The 16,353-nt window shown below is 64.4% G+C and carries 23 protein-coding genes; 12 read left to right on the top strand and 11 right to left on the bottom strand.

Going from position 1 to position 16,353, the window contains the following annotated elements:
- The first annotated feature begins 207 nt into the window (after positions 1-207).
- Positions 208-924, top strand: coding sequence for an Ig-like domain-containing protein (locus HXX15_RS01145; RefSeq protein ID WP_296511772.1), 717 nt, complete (start codon positions 208-210; stop codon positions 922-924).
- Positions 925-958: 34 nt separating this feature from the next.
- On the opposite strand, the gene HXX15_RS01140 is transcribed toward HXX15_RS01145, so the two are convergent.
- Entirely contained in the window at positions 959-1,531 is a 573-nt protein-coding gene (locus tag HXX15_RS01140) for a hypothetical protein (RefSeq protein ID WP_296511771.1), read from the bottom strand.
- A gap of 117 nt (positions 1,532-1,648) precedes the next feature.
- Here HXX15_RS01140 and HXX15_RS01135 point away from each other — a divergent pair, with 117 nt between their 5' ends.
- The 4 genes from HXX15_RS01135 (at position 1,649) to HXX15_RS01120 (ending at position 5,896) form a co-directional block, all read left to right on the top strand.
- On the top strand, positions 1,649-2,365 hold the full coding sequence (locus HXX15_RS01135; RefSeq protein ID WP_296511769.1) for a WHG domain-containing protein: 717 nt from the start codon (positions 1,649-1,651) through the stop codon (positions 2,363-2,365).
- A 134-nt stretch (positions 2,366-2,499) separates the two neighbouring features.
- Complete coding sequence (locus HXX15_RS01130; protein WP_296511766.1) at positions 2,500-3,219, top strand: SET domain-containing protein; 720 nt, start codon at positions 2,500-2,502, stop codon at positions 3,217-3,219.
- 481 nt (positions 3,220-3,700) lie between these two features.
- Positions 3,701-5,056 carry a methyl-accepting chemotaxis protein gene (locus tag HXX15_RS01125; protein ID WP_296511764.1) on the top strand — a complete coding sequence of 452 codons (1,356 nt, stop codon included), beginning with the start codon at positions 3,701-3,703 and terminating at the stop codon, positions 5,054-5,056.
- Positions 5,057-5,230: 174 nt separating this feature from the next.
- The gene (locus HXX15_RS01120) at positions 5,231-5,896 is read left to right on the top strand and encodes a DsbA family oxidoreductase (protein ID WP_296511762.1); all 666 of its coding nucleotides are present in this window, start codon (positions 5,231-5,233) and stop codon (positions 5,894-5,896) included.
- 160 nt (positions 5,897-6,056) lie between these two features.
- On the opposite strand, the gene HXX15_RS01115 is transcribed toward HXX15_RS01120, so the two are convergent.
- Entirely contained in the window at positions 6,057-7,166 is a 1,110-nt protein-coding gene (locus tag HXX15_RS01115) for a GNAT family N-acetyltransferase (RefSeq protein ID WP_296514747.1), read from the bottom strand.
- A gap of 280 nt (positions 7,167-7,446) precedes the next feature.
- Between HXX15_RS01115 and HXX15_RS01110 the strand changes: the two genes are divergently transcribed.
- The 3 genes from HXX15_RS01110 (at position 7,447) to HXX15_RS01100 (ending at position 9,754) form a co-directional block, all read left to right on the top strand.
- The gene (locus tag HXX15_RS01110) at positions 7,447-7,671 is read left to right on the top strand and encodes a hypothetical protein (protein ID WP_296511760.1); all 225 of its coding nucleotides are present in this window, start codon (positions 7,447-7,449) and stop codon (positions 7,669-7,671) included.
- An 85-nt stretch (positions 7,672-7,756) separates the two neighbouring features.
- Positions 7,757-9,235, top strand: coding sequence for a caspase family protein (locus HXX15_RS01105; protein WP_296511758.1), 1,479 nt, complete (start codon positions 7,757-7,759; stop codon positions 9,233-9,235).
- Positions 9,236-9,382: 147 nt separating this feature from the next.
- Positions 9,383-9,754 (top strand): hypothetical protein, encoded by a 372-nt coding sequence (locus HXX15_RS01100; protein ID WP_296511757.1) that lies wholly within the window; start codon positions 9,383-9,385, stop codon positions 9,752-9,754.
- An 8-nt stretch (positions 9,755-9,762) separates the two neighbouring features.
- Here the strand turns inward: HXX15_RS01100 and HXX15_RS01095 are convergent, their stop codons facing one another.
- Positions 9,763-10,002 (bottom strand): PilZ domain-containing protein, encoded by a 240-nt coding sequence (locus HXX15_RS01095; RefSeq protein WP_296511755.1) that lies wholly within the window; start codon positions 10,000-10,002, stop codon positions 9,763-9,765.
- A gap of 203 nt (positions 10,003-10,205) precedes the next feature.
- Between HXX15_RS01095 and HXX15_RS01090 the strand changes: the two genes are divergently transcribed.
- On the top strand, positions 10,206-10,499 hold the full coding sequence (locus HXX15_RS01090) for an HdeA/HdeB family chaperone (RefSeq protein ID WP_296511754.1): 294 nt from the start codon (positions 10,206-10,208) through the stop codon (positions 10,497-10,499).
- A gap of 12 nt (positions 10,500-10,511) precedes the next feature.
- Here HXX15_RS01090 and HXX15_RS01085 read toward each other — a convergent pair whose 3' ends face one another.
- Positions 10,512-10,976: a PaaI family thioesterase gene (locus tag HXX15_RS01085; protein ID WP_296511752.1), complete on the bottom strand. Its 465-nt coding sequence runs from the start codon at positions 10,974-10,976 to the stop codon at positions 10,512-10,514.
- 342 nt (positions 10,977-11,318) lie between these two features.
- Between HXX15_RS01085 and HXX15_RS01080 the strand changes: the two genes are divergently transcribed.
- On the top strand, positions 11,319-11,585 hold the full coding sequence (locus HXX15_RS01080; protein WP_296511750.1) for a hypothetical protein: 267 nt from the start codon (positions 11,319-11,321) through the stop codon (positions 11,583-11,585).
- A gap of 35 nt (positions 11,586-11,620) precedes the next feature.
- Here the strand turns inward: HXX15_RS01080 and HXX15_RS01075 are convergent, their stop codons facing one another.
- From HXX15_RS01075 to HXX15_RS01065, 3 genes are all read right to left on the bottom strand, one after another.
- The gene (locus HXX15_RS01075) at positions 11,621-11,833 is read right to left on the bottom strand and encodes a hypothetical protein (RefSeq protein ID WP_296511749.1); all 213 of its coding nucleotides are present in this window, start codon (positions 11,831-11,833) and stop codon (positions 11,621-11,623) included.
- A gap of 118 nt (positions 11,834-11,951) precedes the next feature.
- Positions 11,952-12,239 carry a hypothetical protein gene (locus HXX15_RS01070; RefSeq protein ID WP_296511747.1) on the bottom strand — a complete coding sequence of 96 codons (288 nt, stop codon included), beginning with the start codon at positions 12,237-12,239 and terminating at the stop codon, positions 11,952-11,954.
- 75 nt (positions 12,240-12,314) lie between these two features.
- Positions 12,315-12,518: a hypothetical protein gene (locus HXX15_RS01065; protein ID WP_296511745.1), complete on the bottom strand. Its 204-nt coding sequence runs from the start codon at positions 12,516-12,518 to the stop codon at positions 12,315-12,317.
- Positions 12,519-12,726: 208 nt separating this feature from the next.
- On the opposite strand from HXX15_RS01065, the gene HXX15_RS01060 reads away from it, so the two are divergent.
- Together HXX15_RS01060 and HXX15_RS01055 are read left to right on the top strand one after the other, a co-directional pair.
- Positions 12,727-13,407, top strand: coding sequence for a Crp/Fnr family transcriptional regulator (locus HXX15_RS01060; protein ID WP_296514746.1), 681 nt, complete (start codon positions 12,727-12,729; stop codon positions 13,405-13,407).
- Between the two features lie 181 nt (positions 13,408-13,588).
- Complete coding sequence (locus HXX15_RS01055; RefSeq protein WP_296511743.1) at positions 13,589-13,822, top strand: hypothetical protein; 234 nt, start codon at positions 13,589-13,591, stop codon at positions 13,820-13,822.
- A 41-nt stretch (positions 13,823-13,863) separates the two neighbouring features.
- Here the strand turns inward: HXX15_RS01055 and HXX15_RS01050 are convergent, their stop codons facing one another.
- The 4 genes from HXX15_RS01050 to HXX15_RS01035 all read right to left on the bottom strand — a co-directional run bounded on the left by HXX15_RS01050 (position 13,864) and on the right by HXX15_RS01035 (position 16,017).
- Positions 13,864-14,037 (bottom strand): hypothetical protein, encoded by a 174-nt coding sequence (locus HXX15_RS01050; RefSeq protein WP_296511741.1) that lies wholly within the window; start codon positions 14,035-14,037, stop codon positions 13,864-13,866.
- 46 nt (positions 14,038-14,083) lie between these two features.
- Positions 14,084-14,236: a hypothetical protein gene (locus tag HXX15_RS01045; protein ID WP_296511739.1), complete on the bottom strand. Its 153-nt coding sequence runs from the start codon at positions 14,234-14,236 to the stop codon at positions 14,084-14,086.
- A gap of 305 nt (positions 14,237-14,541) precedes the next feature.
- Complete coding sequence (locus HXX15_RS01040) at positions 14,542-14,892, bottom strand: hypothetical protein (protein ID WP_296511736.1); 351 nt, start codon at positions 14,890-14,892, stop codon at positions 14,542-14,544.
- Between the two features lie 942 nt (positions 14,893-15,834).
- Complete coding sequence (locus HXX15_RS01035; RefSeq protein ID WP_296511735.1) at positions 15,835-16,017, bottom strand: hypothetical protein; 183 nt, start codon at positions 16,015-16,017, stop codon at positions 15,835-15,837.
- Positions 16,018-16,353: the final 336 nt, after the last annotated feature.

Genomic DNA, 16,353 nt, shown 5'->3' with positions numbered 1-16,353 from the left:
GCGCGAACAAGGGCGATGTTGCGCGGCGGTTGGCCACGGCGACGCCCGGGTATTCAGGTCTGGCGAAGCCGGCGGTCTGCCCCGCTTGCCGCGCATGGGTGGCGCGATTGTGCGATGCACAAATGCGTCCTATTGTGTTGGCAGTCAGAACGTTCGCTCTTGAGGACGCGCAGCAAGGATCGCCCCTTTTTTTGAAGGAGGCCGCTCATGCGTCGCCCGATCATCCCCGCCTCGAAGGCTGTTCTCGCCATCGTGCTGCTGGTGCCGTTCGCAGGCGCCGCGCCGGCGCAGTCGGTGATCCTGACCGAACCCACCGTGGTGGCGCTGGACTCCGCCGCGGATGCCGCAGGCGGCTTTAGCCTGACCGCGCATGTGACCACGCGGCAGGGCGCCGGCGTCCCCGGTGGCAGCATCCAGTTCATCGACGAGACCACGCTGAACGTGCTCGGCTGGGCCGAGGCGGCCTCGCCGTCGATCACCGTCGCCAGCCTGCCTGCCGGGCCGCACGTGATCCGCGCCGACTATCGCGGCACCGATGCGTTCCTGCCGCTGATCGTCGAGCCGAGCCAGTCCGAGCCGCTGATCCTCAACGTGTTGAGCAAGCCTGCGGTGACGCTGTCATCGTCGCAGAATCCCAGCGCGCCAGGCCAGTTGGTGACGCTGACGGCGAAGGTGAGCGGCGAGGCCGGCGCCGCGATTGGCGCGGTGACGTTCCGCGACGGCAGCGCCGTGCTGGCCGCCCATGTGGCGCTGGATTCCTGCGGCACCGCGTCGTTCACCACCTCGGCGCTGCACGACGGTCTGCGCGCGATCACGGCCGAATATGAGGGCGACGGCGATCATGCGCCGGCGGTCTCGATGCGGCTCGAACAGGACGTCGGCCTGGCGCTGCTGCCCGACGCGGCGCCGTCGCGCGGGATGTAGCAGGCGGTGGCGGCGCGAGGCCGGCGCCGAAAGCTCAGGCCGGCGGAGCCGCGGCGGCCTGCGCGGCGATCCGGCTGCGGCGATATTGCGGATACCATTTGGTGAAATACACCGCGGCGTTGCGCGCCGCGAAGGCGATGCCGACGCCCACCCATAGCGGCAGGCCGGGCGCGTAGATCATCAGGATGTCGGCGACCAGCATCAGCAGGAAGGCGGCGGTCCAGGCCCAGGTCAGGATGTAGTTTACCCGCTTGAAACTGGGCAGCAGCAGCACGTCCGGCGCGACGTGCTCGCGGGCGTACTGCACCGTGAACGGCACCCGGATCACGATCGACGCCAATGCGATCGCGAGCACGCCGCCATCGACCGCGAGCCGCACCGCGACCGTGCTCCAGTTGCCGTGGCTGAACAGATCGTAGCAGCCGAGCGCGCCGAACAGCACCATCGAGCTGGCCATCAGGATCTTGACCGATTTGCCGCGGAACACGTCATAGGCGATCACCGCCAGCGCCACGAAGGCTGCGACGAACAGGCTCAGCGACGGCGACGCTACCAGCATCAGCGTGGCGAAAGCGCCGAACGGCGCGAGGATCAGGAACAGCGTCATGGCGGGTCTCAATAGTCCTGCGGGACATCTTTACATCGTCAAGATCGTCTAGCGGTCGGGTTCGGCGCCGTCAAGCAAAATCTTTACAGTGTCAACATCACGGTTTATGAAACTTTGATGAGCACCCGACCCCGCGCCACGCCGACAGCGGCCAAAGCCGCGTCGAAATCCACAATCAAGCCGGCGCCTAAACGAGCCGGCAAACAGCCTGCCGGCAAGCCGGCCGAGGACGCGCCGTATCATCACGGCGCGTTGCGCGACGCGCTGCTGGCGGCGGCCGAGCGGGTGCTGGAGCGCGACGGCCTCGAGGGCCTGACGTTGCGCGCAGTGGCACGCGAGGCCGGCGTCTCGCACGCCGCTCCGACGCATCATTTTGGCGATCTCACCGGGCTGGTCAGCGAACTCGCCGCGATCGGTTTTCGCCGCTTCAACGCCGAACTGGCGGCAGCGGGCAGCATCGACGGCACCGCGAGCGAAAAGGCGATGGCGCGCGCCGCGCGCTACGTCGCCTGCGCCCGGGCGCATCCCGGCATGTATCAATTGATGTTCCGCGGCGAGCGACTCGACATGACCCGGCCGGCGCTGCACGAGGCCTCCGAAGCCGCGTTCGCCGGACTGGCCGGCGCGGTCGCCGCCCGGCTGCAGACCCCGATCGCCCGGGAAACCCTGACGCTGGAGCAGGCTGCGGAGATCGCGCGGGCGTGGTCGATGATCCACGGCTTCACCACGCTGCTGCTCGACGGTCGGCTCACCGACATCCTGCACCGGCTGCCGGGCGTCGACGCCGAGACGCTGCTGGGCGCGATGCTGAAATCGGCGATGCGCGGGGCGTGAGCGCCGGTCAGCGCGGCATGCAAGCTGGGGAAGGTTCACGACTTCCGCTCGAAAGGACTGACATCGGCCACGGAATCGCTCTAGAACTGCGGCTCGCGATCCCCGTCACCAGCAATGTGTCAGCCCCCTAGATCATGCCCGTCTCGTCGCCGAAGAAGCCGTACCGCGTTGGCCGCTCCAAAACCGGATTGGGCCTGTTCGCCACCGCGCCGATCAAGAAGGGCGCCAAGATCGTCCGCTATTTCGGGCCGATGCTCGACTGCAACAAGAAGAAGGACGACGCGGTCGAGAACAAGTATCTGTTCCAGATCAGCAAGCGCTGGACCGTCGACGGCTCGGTGCGCAAGAACATCGCGCGCTACATCAACCACGCCTGCAAGCCGAACGCGGAGTCGGATGTCAATGTGCGCAAGCGCAAGATCATCATCCGAGCCATCAAGAACATCGAGCCGGGCGAAGAGATCAACTACGATTACGGCACCGATTACTTCAAGGAATATCTGAAGCCGATCGGCTGCAAATGCGACGCCTGCGAAAAGAAGCGCAAGAAGAAGCGCGCCGAAGCCCGCGCCGAGAAAGCGCGGCTGAAGGCCAAGGAAGAAAAGAAGGCGGCGAAGCAGGCGGCGCGTGAAGCCGAGAAGAATGCGCGTTCGCGTAGCGCCAAGAAACCGGCGGCGAAGGCTGGCGGCAAGTTGGCCAAAGCCGACAACGGCAAGGCGGCGAGTCCCGTGTCGATGAACGGGCACGGTAAGGCGGCGAGGGCGGCGCCGAACAAGGCCGCGGCCATTCCAGCGGCCGTAATCGCCAAGACTCCGTCGGCTTCGCGGAAGCGACCGGCCTCCGCGCGAGTCTGACCCGCGGCCGTCGGATTGATCTTCCGCGCGCCCGACGCAGCGACGACCTCAGCTGATTCGCGATCGACATCGCCAGAGAGCGCTTTTGCGCATCAATTGCAGACGGTGATCACTATGCAAGTAGTGACAGGTCATCAGTCGGCGCGCCGCCGTCGCTGAAAACTCGGCCTGAAACTCAAGGTGTGCCCCGGGGCGCTCATGTAGCGAACGGCAGTGGGCGCGTGCCACGAAAAAATTCGGCGGTTAATCTTTCCAACTCAAATTGTCGGATAACAATATGTCGAGTTGTTAGCAGCACAACTGCGCGAGCCAACGTGATTTGTGCGCGACGGGTTGGCCAAGCGGTCGCGGTGGCGGCGATTCGGCCGGCGGCGGTCGAGCAATCGGCTCCCGATGCGGGAATGCTGGGACGAACGTATTGAGAGGGGGGAGCATGTTTCAATTCGGTTGGAGATCGAGGTCGGACAAGCAGCCGGAGACGGTGGAAGACTCGGCCGCGGCGGTGCTTGAACGAGTCCGGCATCTGGTTTCCGCTATCGTCAGGGAGGATTACACCGACATCGTCGGCGACGACGAAGCCGCGCGCTGCCTGGCTCCCCTGGTCGGGCATCTGCGCGAGAAGAACTTCCGAGCGCTGTCCACCATCGCCGACATCTGGGTGGCGCAGACCGTGCCACTGCTGGCGGTCGCGCGGATGAAGGCCGACATGACCGACCTTGGCGGACGCACCCAGGCGATCGCCAGCGCCGTCAGCGAATTGCTGGCCTCCACCGGCGAGATCGGCCGTGCCACCGACGAGGTGGCGCGCGAAGCGGTCCAGGTCCAGACCAAGGTGAGCGATAGCGGCAACGCCGCCGAACAGGCGGTCGATTGCATCAGCAAATCCGCCTCCGCCGTCGGCCAACTCGAGCACAAGGTCGATACGCTGAGCGTGGCGATCGAACAGATCGCCGACATCGTCAAGGCGATCGAAGCCATCGCCAGCCAGACCAATCTGCTGGCGCTCAACGCCACCATCGAGGCGGCGCGCGCGGGTGAGGCCGGCAAGGGCTTCGCGGTGGTCGCCAGCGAGGTCAAGATCCTGTCGAACCAGACCGCCAAGGCCACCGAGGATATTCGGCAACGCATCGGCGGCCTGCAGGGCAGCATGCAGGATATCGTCGCGGCGATGAAGGCCAGCGGCGCGACCGTGGAGGCGGGGACTTCCGCCGTGCAGCAGGCCGGCCAGGCCATCAAGACGATCAACGCGTCGGTCGATGAAGTGACCCGCAACATGACGACGATCGCCGGGGTGGTGCAGGAGCAGATGACCGCGACCACGGAAGTCGACCAGAGCGTGACCGCCACGGCGTCGATGTCGGCGAGCGCGCTGGCGACGATCGAGCGGCTGGCCGGCGCGTTCGATCGCGTCGGCGAAGTGGTGCAGCCGCGCCTGCAGGAACTCGGCAAGCACCTCAACGACAGAACGCTGGTGCAACTCGCGCGCTCCGACCATGCCAGCTTCAAGAAGCGGGTGATCGACACCCTGGTTGGACGCGGCAACACCAAGGACAACGACCTGCCGGACCATCACAACTGCCGCTTCGGCAAATGGTACGACGGCCTGCAGGACACCGCGATCAAGAGCAGCGCGGCATATCGCCGGATCGAGAACCCGCACCTGCGCGTTCATGCCCATGGCAAGGAGGCGCTGGCGAAGTTCCAGGCCGGCGATTTCGAGGCGGCGGTCGCCGCCGCCGGGCAGATGGAGAAGGCGTCCGAAGAGGTCTTCTCCGCGCTCGACGAGATGGCGGCGCTGCTGGCCAGTCGCGACGCCAAGAGCCGATCCGATAGCTGAACGCCTAGGCTGCAAGCCTCGAGTCACTGCTGCGCAGCCCGAGATATTGCAACCCGGCGAACACCCGGACAGTCACCGCAAAACGGCTGCGAGCGATGCAGGCTGAACTGCGTTGCGGCCTTGCCGCGGCGCCGTGCGCCGCCTATCTTTTTGGCGAACAAGAGGAGACGGACCATGGGCGCGACGCGACCGCTGCAGATCGACATCGTCTCCGACGTCGTGTGCCCGTGGTGCTATATCGGCAAGCGCCGGATCGAAAACGCGCTGGCGCTGGTGCCGGACGTGCCGGTCGAGATCAATTGGCGGCCGTTCTTTCTCAATCCATGGGTGCCGCGCGAGGGCATTGGGCGCGATGAATATCTCACCGCGAAATTCGGTTCGGTGGATGCCTACAAGAACATCGCCGGCCGCGTCGTCGACGCCGCCGAGCAGGAGGGGCTGTCGTATCACCCGGAACTGGTCCGGCGTCAGCCCAACACCATCGATTGCCATCGGCTGATCCACTGGGCCGATCCGGCCGGCAAATCCGGCGCGGTCAAGCAGCGACTGATGGAATTGTATTTCCGCGACGGCGGCGATCTCACCGATACCGAGGTGCTGGTGCAGGCGGCAGCCGATTGCGGCCTCGACGCCGACGACATCCGGCGGCGGCTCGCCACCGACGAGGATGTCGCGCTGATCTCGGCGCAGGCCAAGGACGCTTCCGACAAGGGCATTTCTGGGGTGCCGACCTTCGTGTTCGCGCAGAAATACGCGGTGTCGGGCGCGCAGGACCCCGACAAACTGGCCCGCGCGATCCGGCAGATCTCGGCGGAGATCAATGCCGAGGCGGCGGAGTAGCTATCCAGGCCATCGTCATTCCGGGGCGCGAGCCAATTGGCGAGCGAACCCGGAATCTCGGCATCGGGTCGCAAGATTCCGGGTTCGCTCACAGCTGAAGCTGTTCGCGCCCCGGAATGACAGCTTCGTTGTTGGGTGGCGAACCAGCGCGGTTCCGAACCTACCGCCGCCGCAGCAGTCGCAGCGCCGTGGTTCGCGCCACATTGTACGCGCGCAGCGCCAGGTGGATCACCGGCAGCAGCGGATCGTTGCGTCGCAGCGGGATCAGCAGGTCGCCGATCGGCAGCCGGCCGCGCCAGATTGGATCGATCATCGGATGATCCGGGGCGGCGGTGGAATCGGCCATCGTGATCTCCGGATCGGCGCAGAGATGCCGGGTCAGCTCCAGCGTCAGCTGCACGCCGGGGGAGAACCGCGCGAAGCGCTGGTCGATCCCGAGCTTGAAGAAGAACGCGCGGTCCTGATGTCGCAGCACGATTCCGGCGGCGACCGGCGCGGTGCCGGCGTGCAGGGTCACTACCTCGCATTGGCCGCGTCCGGCGAGTTCGATCGCGGCGCGCCGCAACCGGGCGGCGTCGTCGGTATGTTGCGCCAGAGCGGTGCCGCGGGCGAATTTCCAGCCGGTCATCTCCAGCGCCAGGAAGGTGTCGAAGCCGTGCGCGACCGCATCGGCGTCGCGCACCACCGTGAAGCTGACCTCGCCGCGGTCGCCGAGCCGCCGGCGCAGCCGCCGCAGCTCCTTCAGCTTCTTGCGGCCGAGCGCGTCGCGCAGCACGGTGTTCGGATTGCGCCTGGCGTCGAGACAGGCGCGCTTCCAGGATTTCACCAGCCGCGGCCGCAAGCCGTCGGCGCCGAGCGCGCGAGTGAAGGCGTCCACTGCGGCACCTTCGAGCGCGACGCTGCGCAGCAGCAGCGCGCGGGCGCCGGCGTTGCGCGCGCGTTCGATCAGGCCAGCGGCGGCGGCGTCGGCGGCATTGGCGTCGAGCAGCGGGGTATCGAGCGAATGAAAAGGATCGGCGGAGACCAGCGCCGGCAGCGGCAGCCGGAACGCGCGCCACGCCGAGATCACCGGTACGAGGCCGATCGTCGCGCCGGACCCGTCGTGCGCGGCGAGCGCCATGGTGGCTGCGCGTGCGCCCGCCGAACCATTGGCCGCCAGCGCCCAATGCGGCAAATAGTAGCCGTTCGGCTCGATCGCGCGGTCGGCGAGGCTTTGCCAGGCACCGGCGTCGAGCGCGGCAAGCGGCAGCAACGCGCCGGCGTCGCGCATTGCCAGCAGCCGCGGTTGCCCGATTGCCGGATGGCCGGACGCACGCGCAACCGATGTTGAATTTGCGAGTTCGACCACGTCCCGAAATTCCCTGCGCAACGGTAGCCGCGAGCAGTCAAGCCGCTTCGCTTTGCACCGCGCCGAGTTGCGACCTTAACGCAGAGCCGGCAAAATAGAGTGTGTTTGGCCAACCAAATTGAGTGGTAATGTTAACTGTGCATTGATCATACGCATCGCCGCATCGCGGTCGCGGCGATGCGAAGCTTGGGGGAGGAAGCCGGTGAGGCACCTGACGATTGCGATGATCGCGCTGGCGCTCTTGATGCTGCCGGCTCAGGCGCAGATGGGCGGCGGTCGCCATCGCGGCGAAGCCAAGGGGGCGGTGAAGAAGGGAGCTGCGATCGACGAGAAGGCTTACAAGGCCGCGCTCGAAAGGATTCCGGATTCCAAGGTGAAGGTCGATCCGTGGGGGCAAATGCGGCCCTCCGAACCGCGCAGCAAGTAGCGCCGGTTGATCGCAGCGCGATGGCGGGGCGGGCATGAACCTGAAGCCGGCGGCGCTCGACCAAGGGCAAGCAGGAGGGATACGCATGTTTCGTTCGATGCTGTGCGGCGCAACGCTTGCCGCGACGATGCTGTGCGGCGGCCATGCCGCGCTCGCCGAAAACCGCGTCGCGCTGGTGATCGGTCAGTCGGCCTATCGGGCGGTGACGACGCTGCCGAATCCCGCCAACGACGCCAAGGCGATCGGGCAGATGCTGGGCGACGCCGGCTTCGAGGTGACCTCGGCGTCGGACCTGTCGCAGAACGAATTGCGCGAACGGGTCAGCGACTTCGCCGCCAAGGTGGCGGCGAAGGGCCCGGACACCGTGGCGCTGATGTTCTATGCCGGCCACGGTTTGCAGATCGACGGCGAGAACTATCTGGTGCCGATCGACGTCGACCCGAAGCGCGAAGCCGATATTCCGCTGCAGGCGGTCCGCCTCAACGACATCCTGAACACGCTGACCTCGGTGCCGAGCAAGACCAGGATCATTTTGCTCGACGCCTGCCGCAACAATCCGTTTCCCGAGATCAACAAGACCGCCGGCCGCGGCCTGGCGCATGTCGACGTGAAACTCGGCGCCGCCGGCACGCTGCTGGCGTTCTCGACCGCGCCGGGCGCCGAGGCCGAGGACGGCAGCGGCGCCAACAGCCCCTACACCACGGCGCTGCTGAAGGCCGGGCGCGAGCCCGGGATTCCAATCGAGGATGCGTTCAAGCGGGTCCGGCTCGCGGTCAACCAGGAAACCAGCGGCCGGCAGACGCCGTGGGAGAGCTCGTCGCTGGTCAGCGATTTCAGTTTCTTCGGCGTAGCCGAAGCCAAGCCGGCGGCCGAGAAGCAGGTCGCCGACAGCAAGCCCGGCGTGAAGCGGACCGTTGAGGAATGGCGCGCCGCGCTGAAGGGCAAGTCGGCCGAGCAGGCCAATGCGCTGATCGTGTATGACGGCTCCGGCCCGGCCTATGAGGCGTTCGTCGAACTCTACACCGAGAAGCCGTTCGCGCCGGAGGCGAAGGAATGGCTCGACCGCCACCGCCGCATGATCGCCTGGAACAACGCGGTGATTGCCAACACCGGCGCGGCGTATCGGGCGTTTCTGGAGAAGTTTCCCGACAGCGATCTGACCGCGACCGCGCGCAAGCTCGAGGAGCGGACCCGCAACCGGCCCGACAACGTCGTGGCGGTCGCGACGCCGGTGGCGACGCCGATCGCGGCCAGCACGGCGGCGCTGACCTGCCCGTGCGGCACGCCGCCGACGGCGCCGTTATTGCAAAAGAAGGTCGATCTGCCGAAAGCCAAGCAGCGTGTCGAACGTGACGATCCGCCGCCCGGCCGCGGCAGCAAGCCGAAGCGCGGCAACAGGGCGCCGGTGATCGATTATGTCGACGATGACGACGTGGTGGTGCGGCGGCCGCCGATCTATGCCGATCCGATCGTGCGCGGCGGTCCGATCGTGCGCTTTCCGGGCGGCGGCGGTTACGACGGTGGGCGCGGCGGAATGCCGATGCAGGGACGGGGCCGTTATTGACGCAGCCGTTTCGCGAGTCGCCGGACCGCGTGCGACCCCACGTCACGATTTCGACGTGGGGTAGGCCTATCGGTGACTGGCCCCGGCGTGGCACACTGGCTACAATCGGCGGGTTGATTAGATCGACGTCGGTGTCGAGGGACACAGATGAGCGCGGTGACGTTTGGCAATCCGGATCTGGCAAGGCGGGTGGAATCGCTCAGCATTGGCGAGATCAATGCGCTGCCGTTCGGCGTGATCAAGCTGGATTCGGCCGGCATCGTGGCGATCTACAACACCACCGAGGCGATCGAGTCGGGATATGGACGCCGCCCGCTCGGGCTCGAATTCTTCTCCCATGTCGCGCCGTGCATGAATTCGGACGGGTTCAAGGGCCGCATCGATCACGCCAGACGCCACGGCGCGGTCGATGTCGAGATCGGCTGGGTTGGTGATTTCGACAACCGGGACATCGCGATCCAGGTCCGGGTCCAGTCGGCCCGCGACGGCGGAATCTGGATTTTCAACAACCGCACCTAGCGCCTTCGTCAGTCGAAGGCGACGCCGATGCGCTGGTGGTCGCTCCACACCGGATGACAGCGCCGCATGAACTGATCGGCCTCGATCACCAGCATGAAGGTCGGCGGCAGACCAACCGGGTTGGCGACCTCGATCCGCGCGCCGGTCGCCGACATGTTGCGGACCGTGCAATCGAAGCCGCCGCCACCGAAAGCGATGGTGCCGCGTTTGAAGACCCTGTGCCTGGGCGCCGCGCGTTTCTCGATCATCGTCGTGGTCCCGATCGGTTGAAGACTGGCGCAATCTCGCAGGGACAGATTGCAGACAATTAAATTCGATTGCCGCACTGCAGCAGGACCGATTCAGAATCTGTTTACGAATGGCTCGCCGGCGGCTTGAAAGCCGGTCGCGTCCCGGTTTCCTGCCCGGGCGCCAGCCTCCGGTCTGCCTCCGGAATCGGAAGGAAACCGCCATGAAACTAGCCGCCGCCGCGCTGTTCGCCGCCGGACTCGCGATCTCGCCGCTGCCCGCCAATGCCGTCGTGCTCGATCTGGCGACGATGTCGTGCAAGCAGTTCGTCGATTCCGGCCCCGACGAGATCAAGATGGTTCTGACCTGGCTGGACGGCTGGTACAAAGGCGATTCCGACGAGGCCGTGATCGATACCGAGGAGTTCGTCGAGAACGCCAAGAAGTTTGGCGCCTATTGCGCCACCAACCCGACCATCAGCATCGTCACTGCGGCCGAGAAGATCCTCGGCGAGTAGATCGCCGCGGCGTCACAGCATCGCAAACGCGCTCGACACCATCGCCACCGGCTTGGCGTCGGCGGCGCTCGACAGGGTGACCCGGCCGAAGCTCATGGTGCGCCCGAGCCTGATCACTCGCGCGTCCGCCAGCACGTCGGCCGAGGCAACCGCTTTGAGGAAATGCGTGGTCTGATCGACCGTGGTCATCGGCCGGAAGCCGCGGTTGGCGGCCAGGATCGCGATCACCATCGCGGTGTCGGCCAGCGCCATCAGCGCCTGACCGCAGACGATGCCGCCATGGCGGCACAGGCGCTCGGAAAACCCCATCCGCAGCACCGCGCCGGGCTGCCAGTCGGCGCCGGCGCCGGGCGGCGGGGCGATCTCGATCCGCTCGACGGTGAGCCCGAGGTCCAGCACCCAGGGCGCGAACATCTCGCGCAGGACGCGCCGTGCCTCTTCAATGTCGAATTCCACGGTCTGCTGTTCCGATGCCATTCCTGCTGTTTCCACCCCATGATTGACCGGGCCGCCGGATTGGTCCGAGCCTGCGATCGTTCGATTGGGTGCAGTTTCCACTATCCCGGCCGATTCTGCATGGCTTGAAAACGCCACGGTGCATCCTTTATGCTCGATCGCGGTGGAGTAGTGGATATGGTCAGGCGTTCGGTTATCGTTTTCGGCATCGTTGCCGTGGCAATCGCACTTGGCGGTTGCACCAAATGCGGTCCGATCTGGGACGATTGGCTGCAATCGCCGAAATCCTGCAGGTCCGATCGCTTGTAGCCGATGGCTGCGCCTCGGCCATGCCTGCCGTGGCTGCCGCAATGGAGTCGACCGATGAGAATATTGCGCGGAGCAGCGGTGTTGGCGTTGCTGGCGGGGCCGGCCTATGCCGAGATGCCGAACGTCAACATCATCCCGGAGATCGAGCACAAGACTGACGAGCAGAAGGAGCAGGACCGGATCCGGGAGAAGGCCTACCGGGAATCGCTGCGCAAGATTCCCGACGCCAAGGGCGCGGCCGATCCGTGGGGCAATGTGCGTGGCGCCGACACGCCGAAACCGGTGAAGCCCGTCAGTAAGGCCGGCCACAACGCGAAATAAGTCCGCTGGGCCCGAGAGTGGCGCGGCTCCGGCCGTCAGCTCGCGGCGGAGGGCGGTGCTGCGTCGGTCGAATCGCCGGCGATGGCGCGATCGATCGCATCGATCAGATCCTGAATCTCGATGAACTTCACCCTCGCGCGCTCGGCATTGTTGCGATCGAACGGCGCGGCCAGAACCTTGGTGAATGCATCCTGATCCTCGACCATCCGTGCGCGCGCCAATTTCAGGGTCTCGGTTCGATCGGACATGGAAGGCTTTCCAGGATGCGGGGCTGCGCAATGGCGTCAGCGGATTTCAGCCAGCGCGCTTTTCGCAGCCGTGGCAATCTGGAATCGCTGACCCGCTGTCGCCGACGGAAAGATCGTCTCAGCGCGATTGCCGGCCAGCCCCATCGGCCGCCGCAGCTACCGATCCGCCGCCGGCCAATCGCTCTGTCCTCTCGGTGCCGCAGTTCACGCACTGCAAGAGGATCACGTCCATGCCGCGGTACAGCGCCGCATAGACGCCGTTGATCTGCATCGGTTGCGGCGAGCCGCAGGTCGAACACTGCAACATTGCGGGAAGATCTCGGTCAGCCCTGGCCAAGGGATGTGCCAAGGTATCCGTCAAGGAATTTGCCAGGGAATCTGCCAAGGGATGTAAATAGGCTGGCATCGATGATCTCCGTTCTTAGCCCCTCTAGCCACCTGGGCGTTGGCGGGCAACGACGTCCGTTCCGGCCGCGGCGATTCAAGGACGACTGGCGCCCTCGCTGCAGGGCTTCTTCTTGAGCGCGCGTCGTTTCATCGTCGCCGTCAGCTTCGCCGGCGGGTTCGGCACGGTGGCGGCGCTGCGCTGCGCTACTCGGTCTTGCACGACGCTTTGATCGTTTCCTGCGGTCAACGGTTTCTTCGTTGATTGCATACCCAAACCTCTCGCGAAAATCGCGGCCATAATGCGTGACTCGCCAGAGCGAGTGATGTTCCGTAATGATCTGATCGAGGTAGATTTCTCGTTTCGCCGACGGATTTCCTGCATGTCCAATACTGCACAGACTCGTTGCACGATTTGTCCAACATGCTTGTCGGTCCTCCCCGATTTGGCGAGGTGGTGCGCGATAAGAACCTTGATGGCTCGACAGGACGGTCAGGTGAATGCAGTGATGGAAGCCTTCGATCCCAAGATGTTCCTGGCGACGCTGGGCGCGGGAAAGACCATTCTGCAATTCCGCAAGAACCAGACCATCTTTGCTCAGGGCGACGCAGCGGACACGGTCTTCTATATCCAGCACGGCAAGGTGAAGCTCACCGTGGTGTCGCAACACGGCAAAGAAGCGGTGGTCGGGATTCTGGAGGCAGGACAATTCTTCGGCGAAGGCTGTCTGAACGGCCAACCGATCCGTCTTTCGACGACGACCGCGATGGAGGACTGCACGATAACGGCGGTGACCAATGTCACGCTGAGTGCTGCCATCCAAAGCGAGCCAGCGATGGCCACGGTGTTCATCACGCACCTTTTGTCGCGTAACAACCGGATTGAAGAGGACCTGATCGATCAGCTGTTCAATTCCAGCGAGAAGCGGCTTGCGCGTCTGCTACTGCTGCTCGCCAATTTCGGCAAGGAAGGCAATACGAGTCACATTCTGGTCGACATCAGCCAGGAAACTCTGGCGGAAATGATCGGCACCACGCGGTCGCGCGTCAGCTTCTTCATGAACAAGTTCCGGAAACTAGGCTTCATCAGTTACAACGGCCGGATCGAGGTTCACACCTCGCTGCTGAACGCGGTGCTGCACGACAAGCCGCGGATCGAAGGCGATGAGGGCAGCGCGAATTATAAGTGAGCGCCGGAGTTGGGTCGGCTCGGCAACTTGCGAGGCAAACCCGCGAGGCGGTTCAACCTCCGGTAACGGAGCGATGATTTTGGCGCAGCGGGTTCGACCGGTAGAGCAATTTTGAACAGACTTGGAGTATCGCTTCAATCTAGATTTGATGCGTGGCGCGAGGCCGCAAGGGTCCGAAGATATGCCACTTTACTTCTTCACCGTCAGCAACGACGACCGGGTTAATTCGCACAGCGATGGAATCGATTTTCCGGATCTGGATTCGGTTTGGATCGAGGCGACCAAATCGACCGGCGAATTGTTGCGCGAGATCAACCACGTCGTTTCTCCCGGGCCGGTGCTGCGGATGGAAGTCTCGGACGAGACGCGCAAGCCGGTGCTGAGCCTTCGCGTCATCGCAGAATTGCACGATTAATCCGGGCCGTCACCACCTGCGAAGCAGGCGCTGCGCAGTGGCTACTTGGAATTGTCACCCAACAGCTTGCCGGTCGAACGGTCGATGAAGTGCACCTGGGTGCAAGCTGGACACTCGAACAGTTCAAAGCCGCTCGGCTTGGCGGACGGCTCATCAGCCAGCCACGCCTGAACCTTCATGCTGGTCCGAGGACATTGATAGAGAATATGCGCCATTTTAATCACAAGATCACCCACTCTGGATCGATCGGCTTGATCTAGATCAAACTGCGATCGAGCCTCGATTTGAGTTGATCGAGGCGCCAGCCGCGGTCGCGATCGACATCAGGAACCTCTCGTTCGTGCCGCATTGCGGGCAGCCATAGCTGCGCAGCTCGAAATGGGGCAGGCCGGGCTCGATGGCGACCAGCTGCATCATGCCTCGGCATGTCAGGCACCGGATCTCGGTGGTCTGGTGATGGGTGCAGGTCGGCGTCGGCAGGGCGTTTGGCACGATGCTGCTCCTCGAACAGGTTCGGAAACGCAACGCTCTCGCGATGACGCGTGACGGCCGAATCTTGATCATGTCGACCGCACGAAAGCGAGAAAAATCTTGCTGGTATGATTACTCCCAGTTGGGCCGCTGGGTGGCGTCCGACGCCGCAACGATCCGGACGGCCTTGAATGTGACGGAGGCCGCACATTGGGCGGCCTCGGAATTCCCGATGCCGATGCGTCGGGCTATTTCTTCGCGCAGGTCAGGGCGATGCTGCTGAAACTCGGACCGCACCTCGCGGTCATGACACCGTTGTCGACCGAGAGCGTGTCGCTAAACTTGGCGCTGGCTGAGCCCATGCAGATTGCCGAGACCAGCGTTTCGTCGGCCTCGCAAGCGGTCGGACAGCCATTCGCGGAGCACGAATTCGACGTGACGGAGCGCAGCGAGGTGCCGCCGACGCCGTCTTTTCCGGGAGGGCCGGGCGGTCCCGCGATTCCGGGTTCGCCCTTGGGACCCGGTGTACCCGATCCTTCATTGCAGCCGGCGAGCGCGACGGTGGCGGTCAGCAATATCATCAATGTCGGCAAACGCATTCCTTACTCCCTTGTCATACGTGGCTGTCGTACTTCGCTGTAATACTTGGCGATGTTGCCGCGGCACCATCGAGCGCACTGCCTGTGAGCCGGATCATCGACAGCTAAGTTGAGAATGCGATCATTGCACTTGATCTCGGTCAAATCAGCACGCGACCGCGCTGCTCTGGATTTGCCGAGCAGTGATGCCGTCGTTGCTGGCTGCCGTGTGCCGCAATGACCTGCGATCTTGATCTACGATTTTCTTGGCGCAACACTCGCGCCACCATCGGCATCGCGCGGCTTTGAATCGAGCGAGCTTGAAGCGATGCGCCGAATCGGCGACCTCAACTCGCGCGGCCTTGATCGCAGGGCTGGAATCAAAGAGCCCCGAACGAGGCCATGTTCGGGGCTCTCCGTCAGCGTCGTAACTCCCCACCTCTAGAAAGTTCGGCAATGACGGCGTGTAAACTAGCGAGCAGGAGGCGGGCCGCATTGCGTGAAATCAAATACCTCTGGAGCGTCGAGAACCGCTGCGCCACAAGGATTTTTGCATCGTCGTCGCAATCATCGATTCGTGGCCGATCAATCAGTTGATCGATCGAAAATCGGCGCCGGTTGCGGCGTCTTCCGTTCGAACCCAAAGGCGATCAGTGACAACGAGTCGCGGCGCCGTTCGTCGTGCCGCCGTTCGGCCAGCCATCCGCGGTATCATTTCAGGTTCCTGTCGCGGATCGATTGCTCGACGACGCTGCCGGTGTTCAGAGCTGCATACTATCCGACGCTCGCTCACCGGACACGAGCTGCGCCAGAGGCGATGGGAATAGCGACGTCGCTCGTGAATGCTTGTCGGTCGGAAACGGACTCACAAGCGACGTTCGACGATCGAATCTGTCCGGATGAATCCGGACAAGATTTCATGCGATCAGCAGCAGAGAAGATCTGGCGTCGAGGGCCTTCGGACTAACTTGGAGCGCCATACGGGATCTGTCGCGGCGGCGGCGGCAGCGGCGGTAACGCTGTTGGCTGCTCAGCGATCAGGAGCCGCAGCAACTCCTGCAGCACCAGACGCTGCGCGGGATCCAAACACGTTTCCAACGCGCGGCGGTAGAGCTTCAGATTTTCATTGCGAATGAAGTCGTCCATGTTGCTCCCCTGATCGATCAGGCGGGAGCGCGAGCGTCTCTCAGTCACCGGATGCTGCCGAGGTCGGAGCGGTGATTGGATACCATAGCTCAGCTGTGCGTCGCGGCAACAAAGAAAGACCGCAGCTCTGGCGATTGGCATCAGTTCATCGACGGCGCGCGGTGGCGGGTCGATCCGGCAAAAAGTCGACCCCCCGGGCGGGCGGCGGTCGGCCCGGGGGATCAGGGCATAACCGCGCAAGGGGGCATGCGCGGTCATGGCCAATCGGTGGCCCGGCGTAACGGCGGGCGTGGATTGCTGCGGACTCGGCCGCCGTGCGGTCAGCGTGATTGCATG

Source organism: Rhodopseudomonas sp., assembly GCF_013377015.1.
In the GTDB taxonomy this organism is placed as follows: Bacteria; Pseudomonadota; Alphaproteobacteria; order Rhizobiales; family Xanthobacteraceae; genus JARJEH01.
The sequence above is the reverse complement of the archived record's forward strand: the minus strand, read 5'-3'. Positions and strand labels throughout refer to the sequence as shown.

What these genes read in the sequence shown, in the direction of transcription:
- HXX15_RS01090 (WP_296511754.1), top strand. Translation starts at nt 10,206, where the DNA reads ATGAAACTAGCCGCCGCCGCGCTGTTCGCCGCCGGACTCGCGATCTCG.
- HXX15_RS01115 (WP_296514747.1), bottom strand. Translation starts at nt 7,166, where the DNA reads ATGCGCGACGCCGGCGCGTTGCTGCCGCTTGCCGCGCTCGACGCCGGT.
- HXX15_RS01130 (WP_296511766.1), top strand. Translation starts at nt 2,500, where the DNA reads ATGCCCGTCTCGTCGCCGAAGAAGCCGTACCGCGTTGGCCGCTCCAAA.
- HXX15_RS01120 (WP_296511762.1), top strand. Translation starts at nt 5,231, where the DNA reads ATGGGCGCGACGCGACCGCTGCAGATCGACATCGTCTCCGACGTCGTG.
- HXX15_RS01070 (WP_296511747.1), bottom strand. Translation starts at nt 12,239, where the DNA reads ATGCCAGCCTATTTACATCCCTTGGCAGATTCCCTGGCAAATTCCTTG.
- HXX15_RS01095 (WP_296511755.1), bottom strand. Translation starts at nt 10,002, where the DNA reads ATGATCGAGAAACGCGCGGCGCCCAGGCACAGGGTCTTCAAACGCGGC.
- HXX15_RS01035 (WP_296511735.1), bottom strand. Translation starts at nt 16,017, where the DNA reads ATGGACGACTTCATTCGCAATGAAAATCTGAAGCTCTACCGCCGCGCG.
- HXX15_RS01135 (WP_296511769.1), top strand. Translation starts at nt 1,649, where the DNA reads ATGAGCACCCGACCCCGCGCCACGCCGACAGCGGCCAAAGCCGCGTCG.
- HXX15_RS01040 (WP_296511736.1), bottom strand. Translation starts at nt 14,892, where the DNA reads ATGCGTTTGCCGACATTGATGATATTGCTGACCGCCACCGTCGCGCTC.
- HXX15_RS01105 (WP_296511758.1), top strand. Translation starts at nt 7,757, where the DNA reads ATGTTTCGTTCGATGCTGTGCGGCGCAACGCTTGCCGCGACGATGCTG.
- HXX15_RS01100 (WP_296511757.1), top strand. Translation starts at nt 9,383, where the DNA reads ATGAGCGCGGTGACGTTTGGCAATCCGGATCTGGCAAGGCGGGTGGAA.
- HXX15_RS01045 (WP_296511739.1), bottom strand. Translation starts at nt 14,236, where the DNA reads ATGCAGCTGGTCGCCATCGAGCCCGGCCTGCCCCATTTCGAGCTGCGC.
- HXX15_RS01075 (WP_296511749.1), bottom strand. Translation starts at nt 11,833, where the DNA reads ATGTCCGATCGAACCGAGACCCTGAAATTGGCGCGCGCACGGATGGTC.
- HXX15_RS01080 (WP_296511750.1), top strand. Translation starts at nt 11,319, where the DNA reads ATGAGAATATTGCGCGGAGCAGCGGTGTTGGCGTTGCTGGCGGGGCCG.
- HXX15_RS01065 (WP_296511745.1), bottom strand. Translation starts at nt 12,518, where the DNA reads ATGGCCGCGATTTTCGCGAGAGGTTTGGGTATGCAATCAACGAAGAAA.
- HXX15_RS01145 (WP_296511772.1), top strand. Translation starts at nt 208, where the DNA reads ATGCGTCGCCCGATCATCCCCGCCTCGAAGGCTGTTCTCGCCATCGTG.
- HXX15_RS01050 (WP_296511741.1), bottom strand. Translation starts at nt 14,037, where the DNA reads ATGGCGCATATTCTCTATCAATGTCCTCGGACCAGCATGAAGGTTCAG.
- HXX15_RS01140 (WP_296511771.1), bottom strand. Translation starts at nt 1,531, where the DNA reads ATGACGCTGTTCCTGATCCTCGCGCCGTTCGGCGCTTTCGCCACGCTG.
- HXX15_RS01085 (WP_296511752.1), bottom strand. Translation starts at nt 10,976, where the DNA reads ATGGCATCGGAACAGCAGACCGTGGAATTCGACATTGAAGAGGCACGG.
- HXX15_RS01055 (WP_296511743.1), top strand. Translation starts at nt 13,589, where the DNA reads ATGCCACTTTACTTCTTCACCGTCAGCAACGACGACCGGGTTAATTCG.
- HXX15_RS01060 (WP_296514746.1), top strand. Translation starts at nt 12,727, where the DNA reads ATGGAAGCCTTCGATCCCAAGATGTTCCTGGCGACGCTGGGCGCGGGA.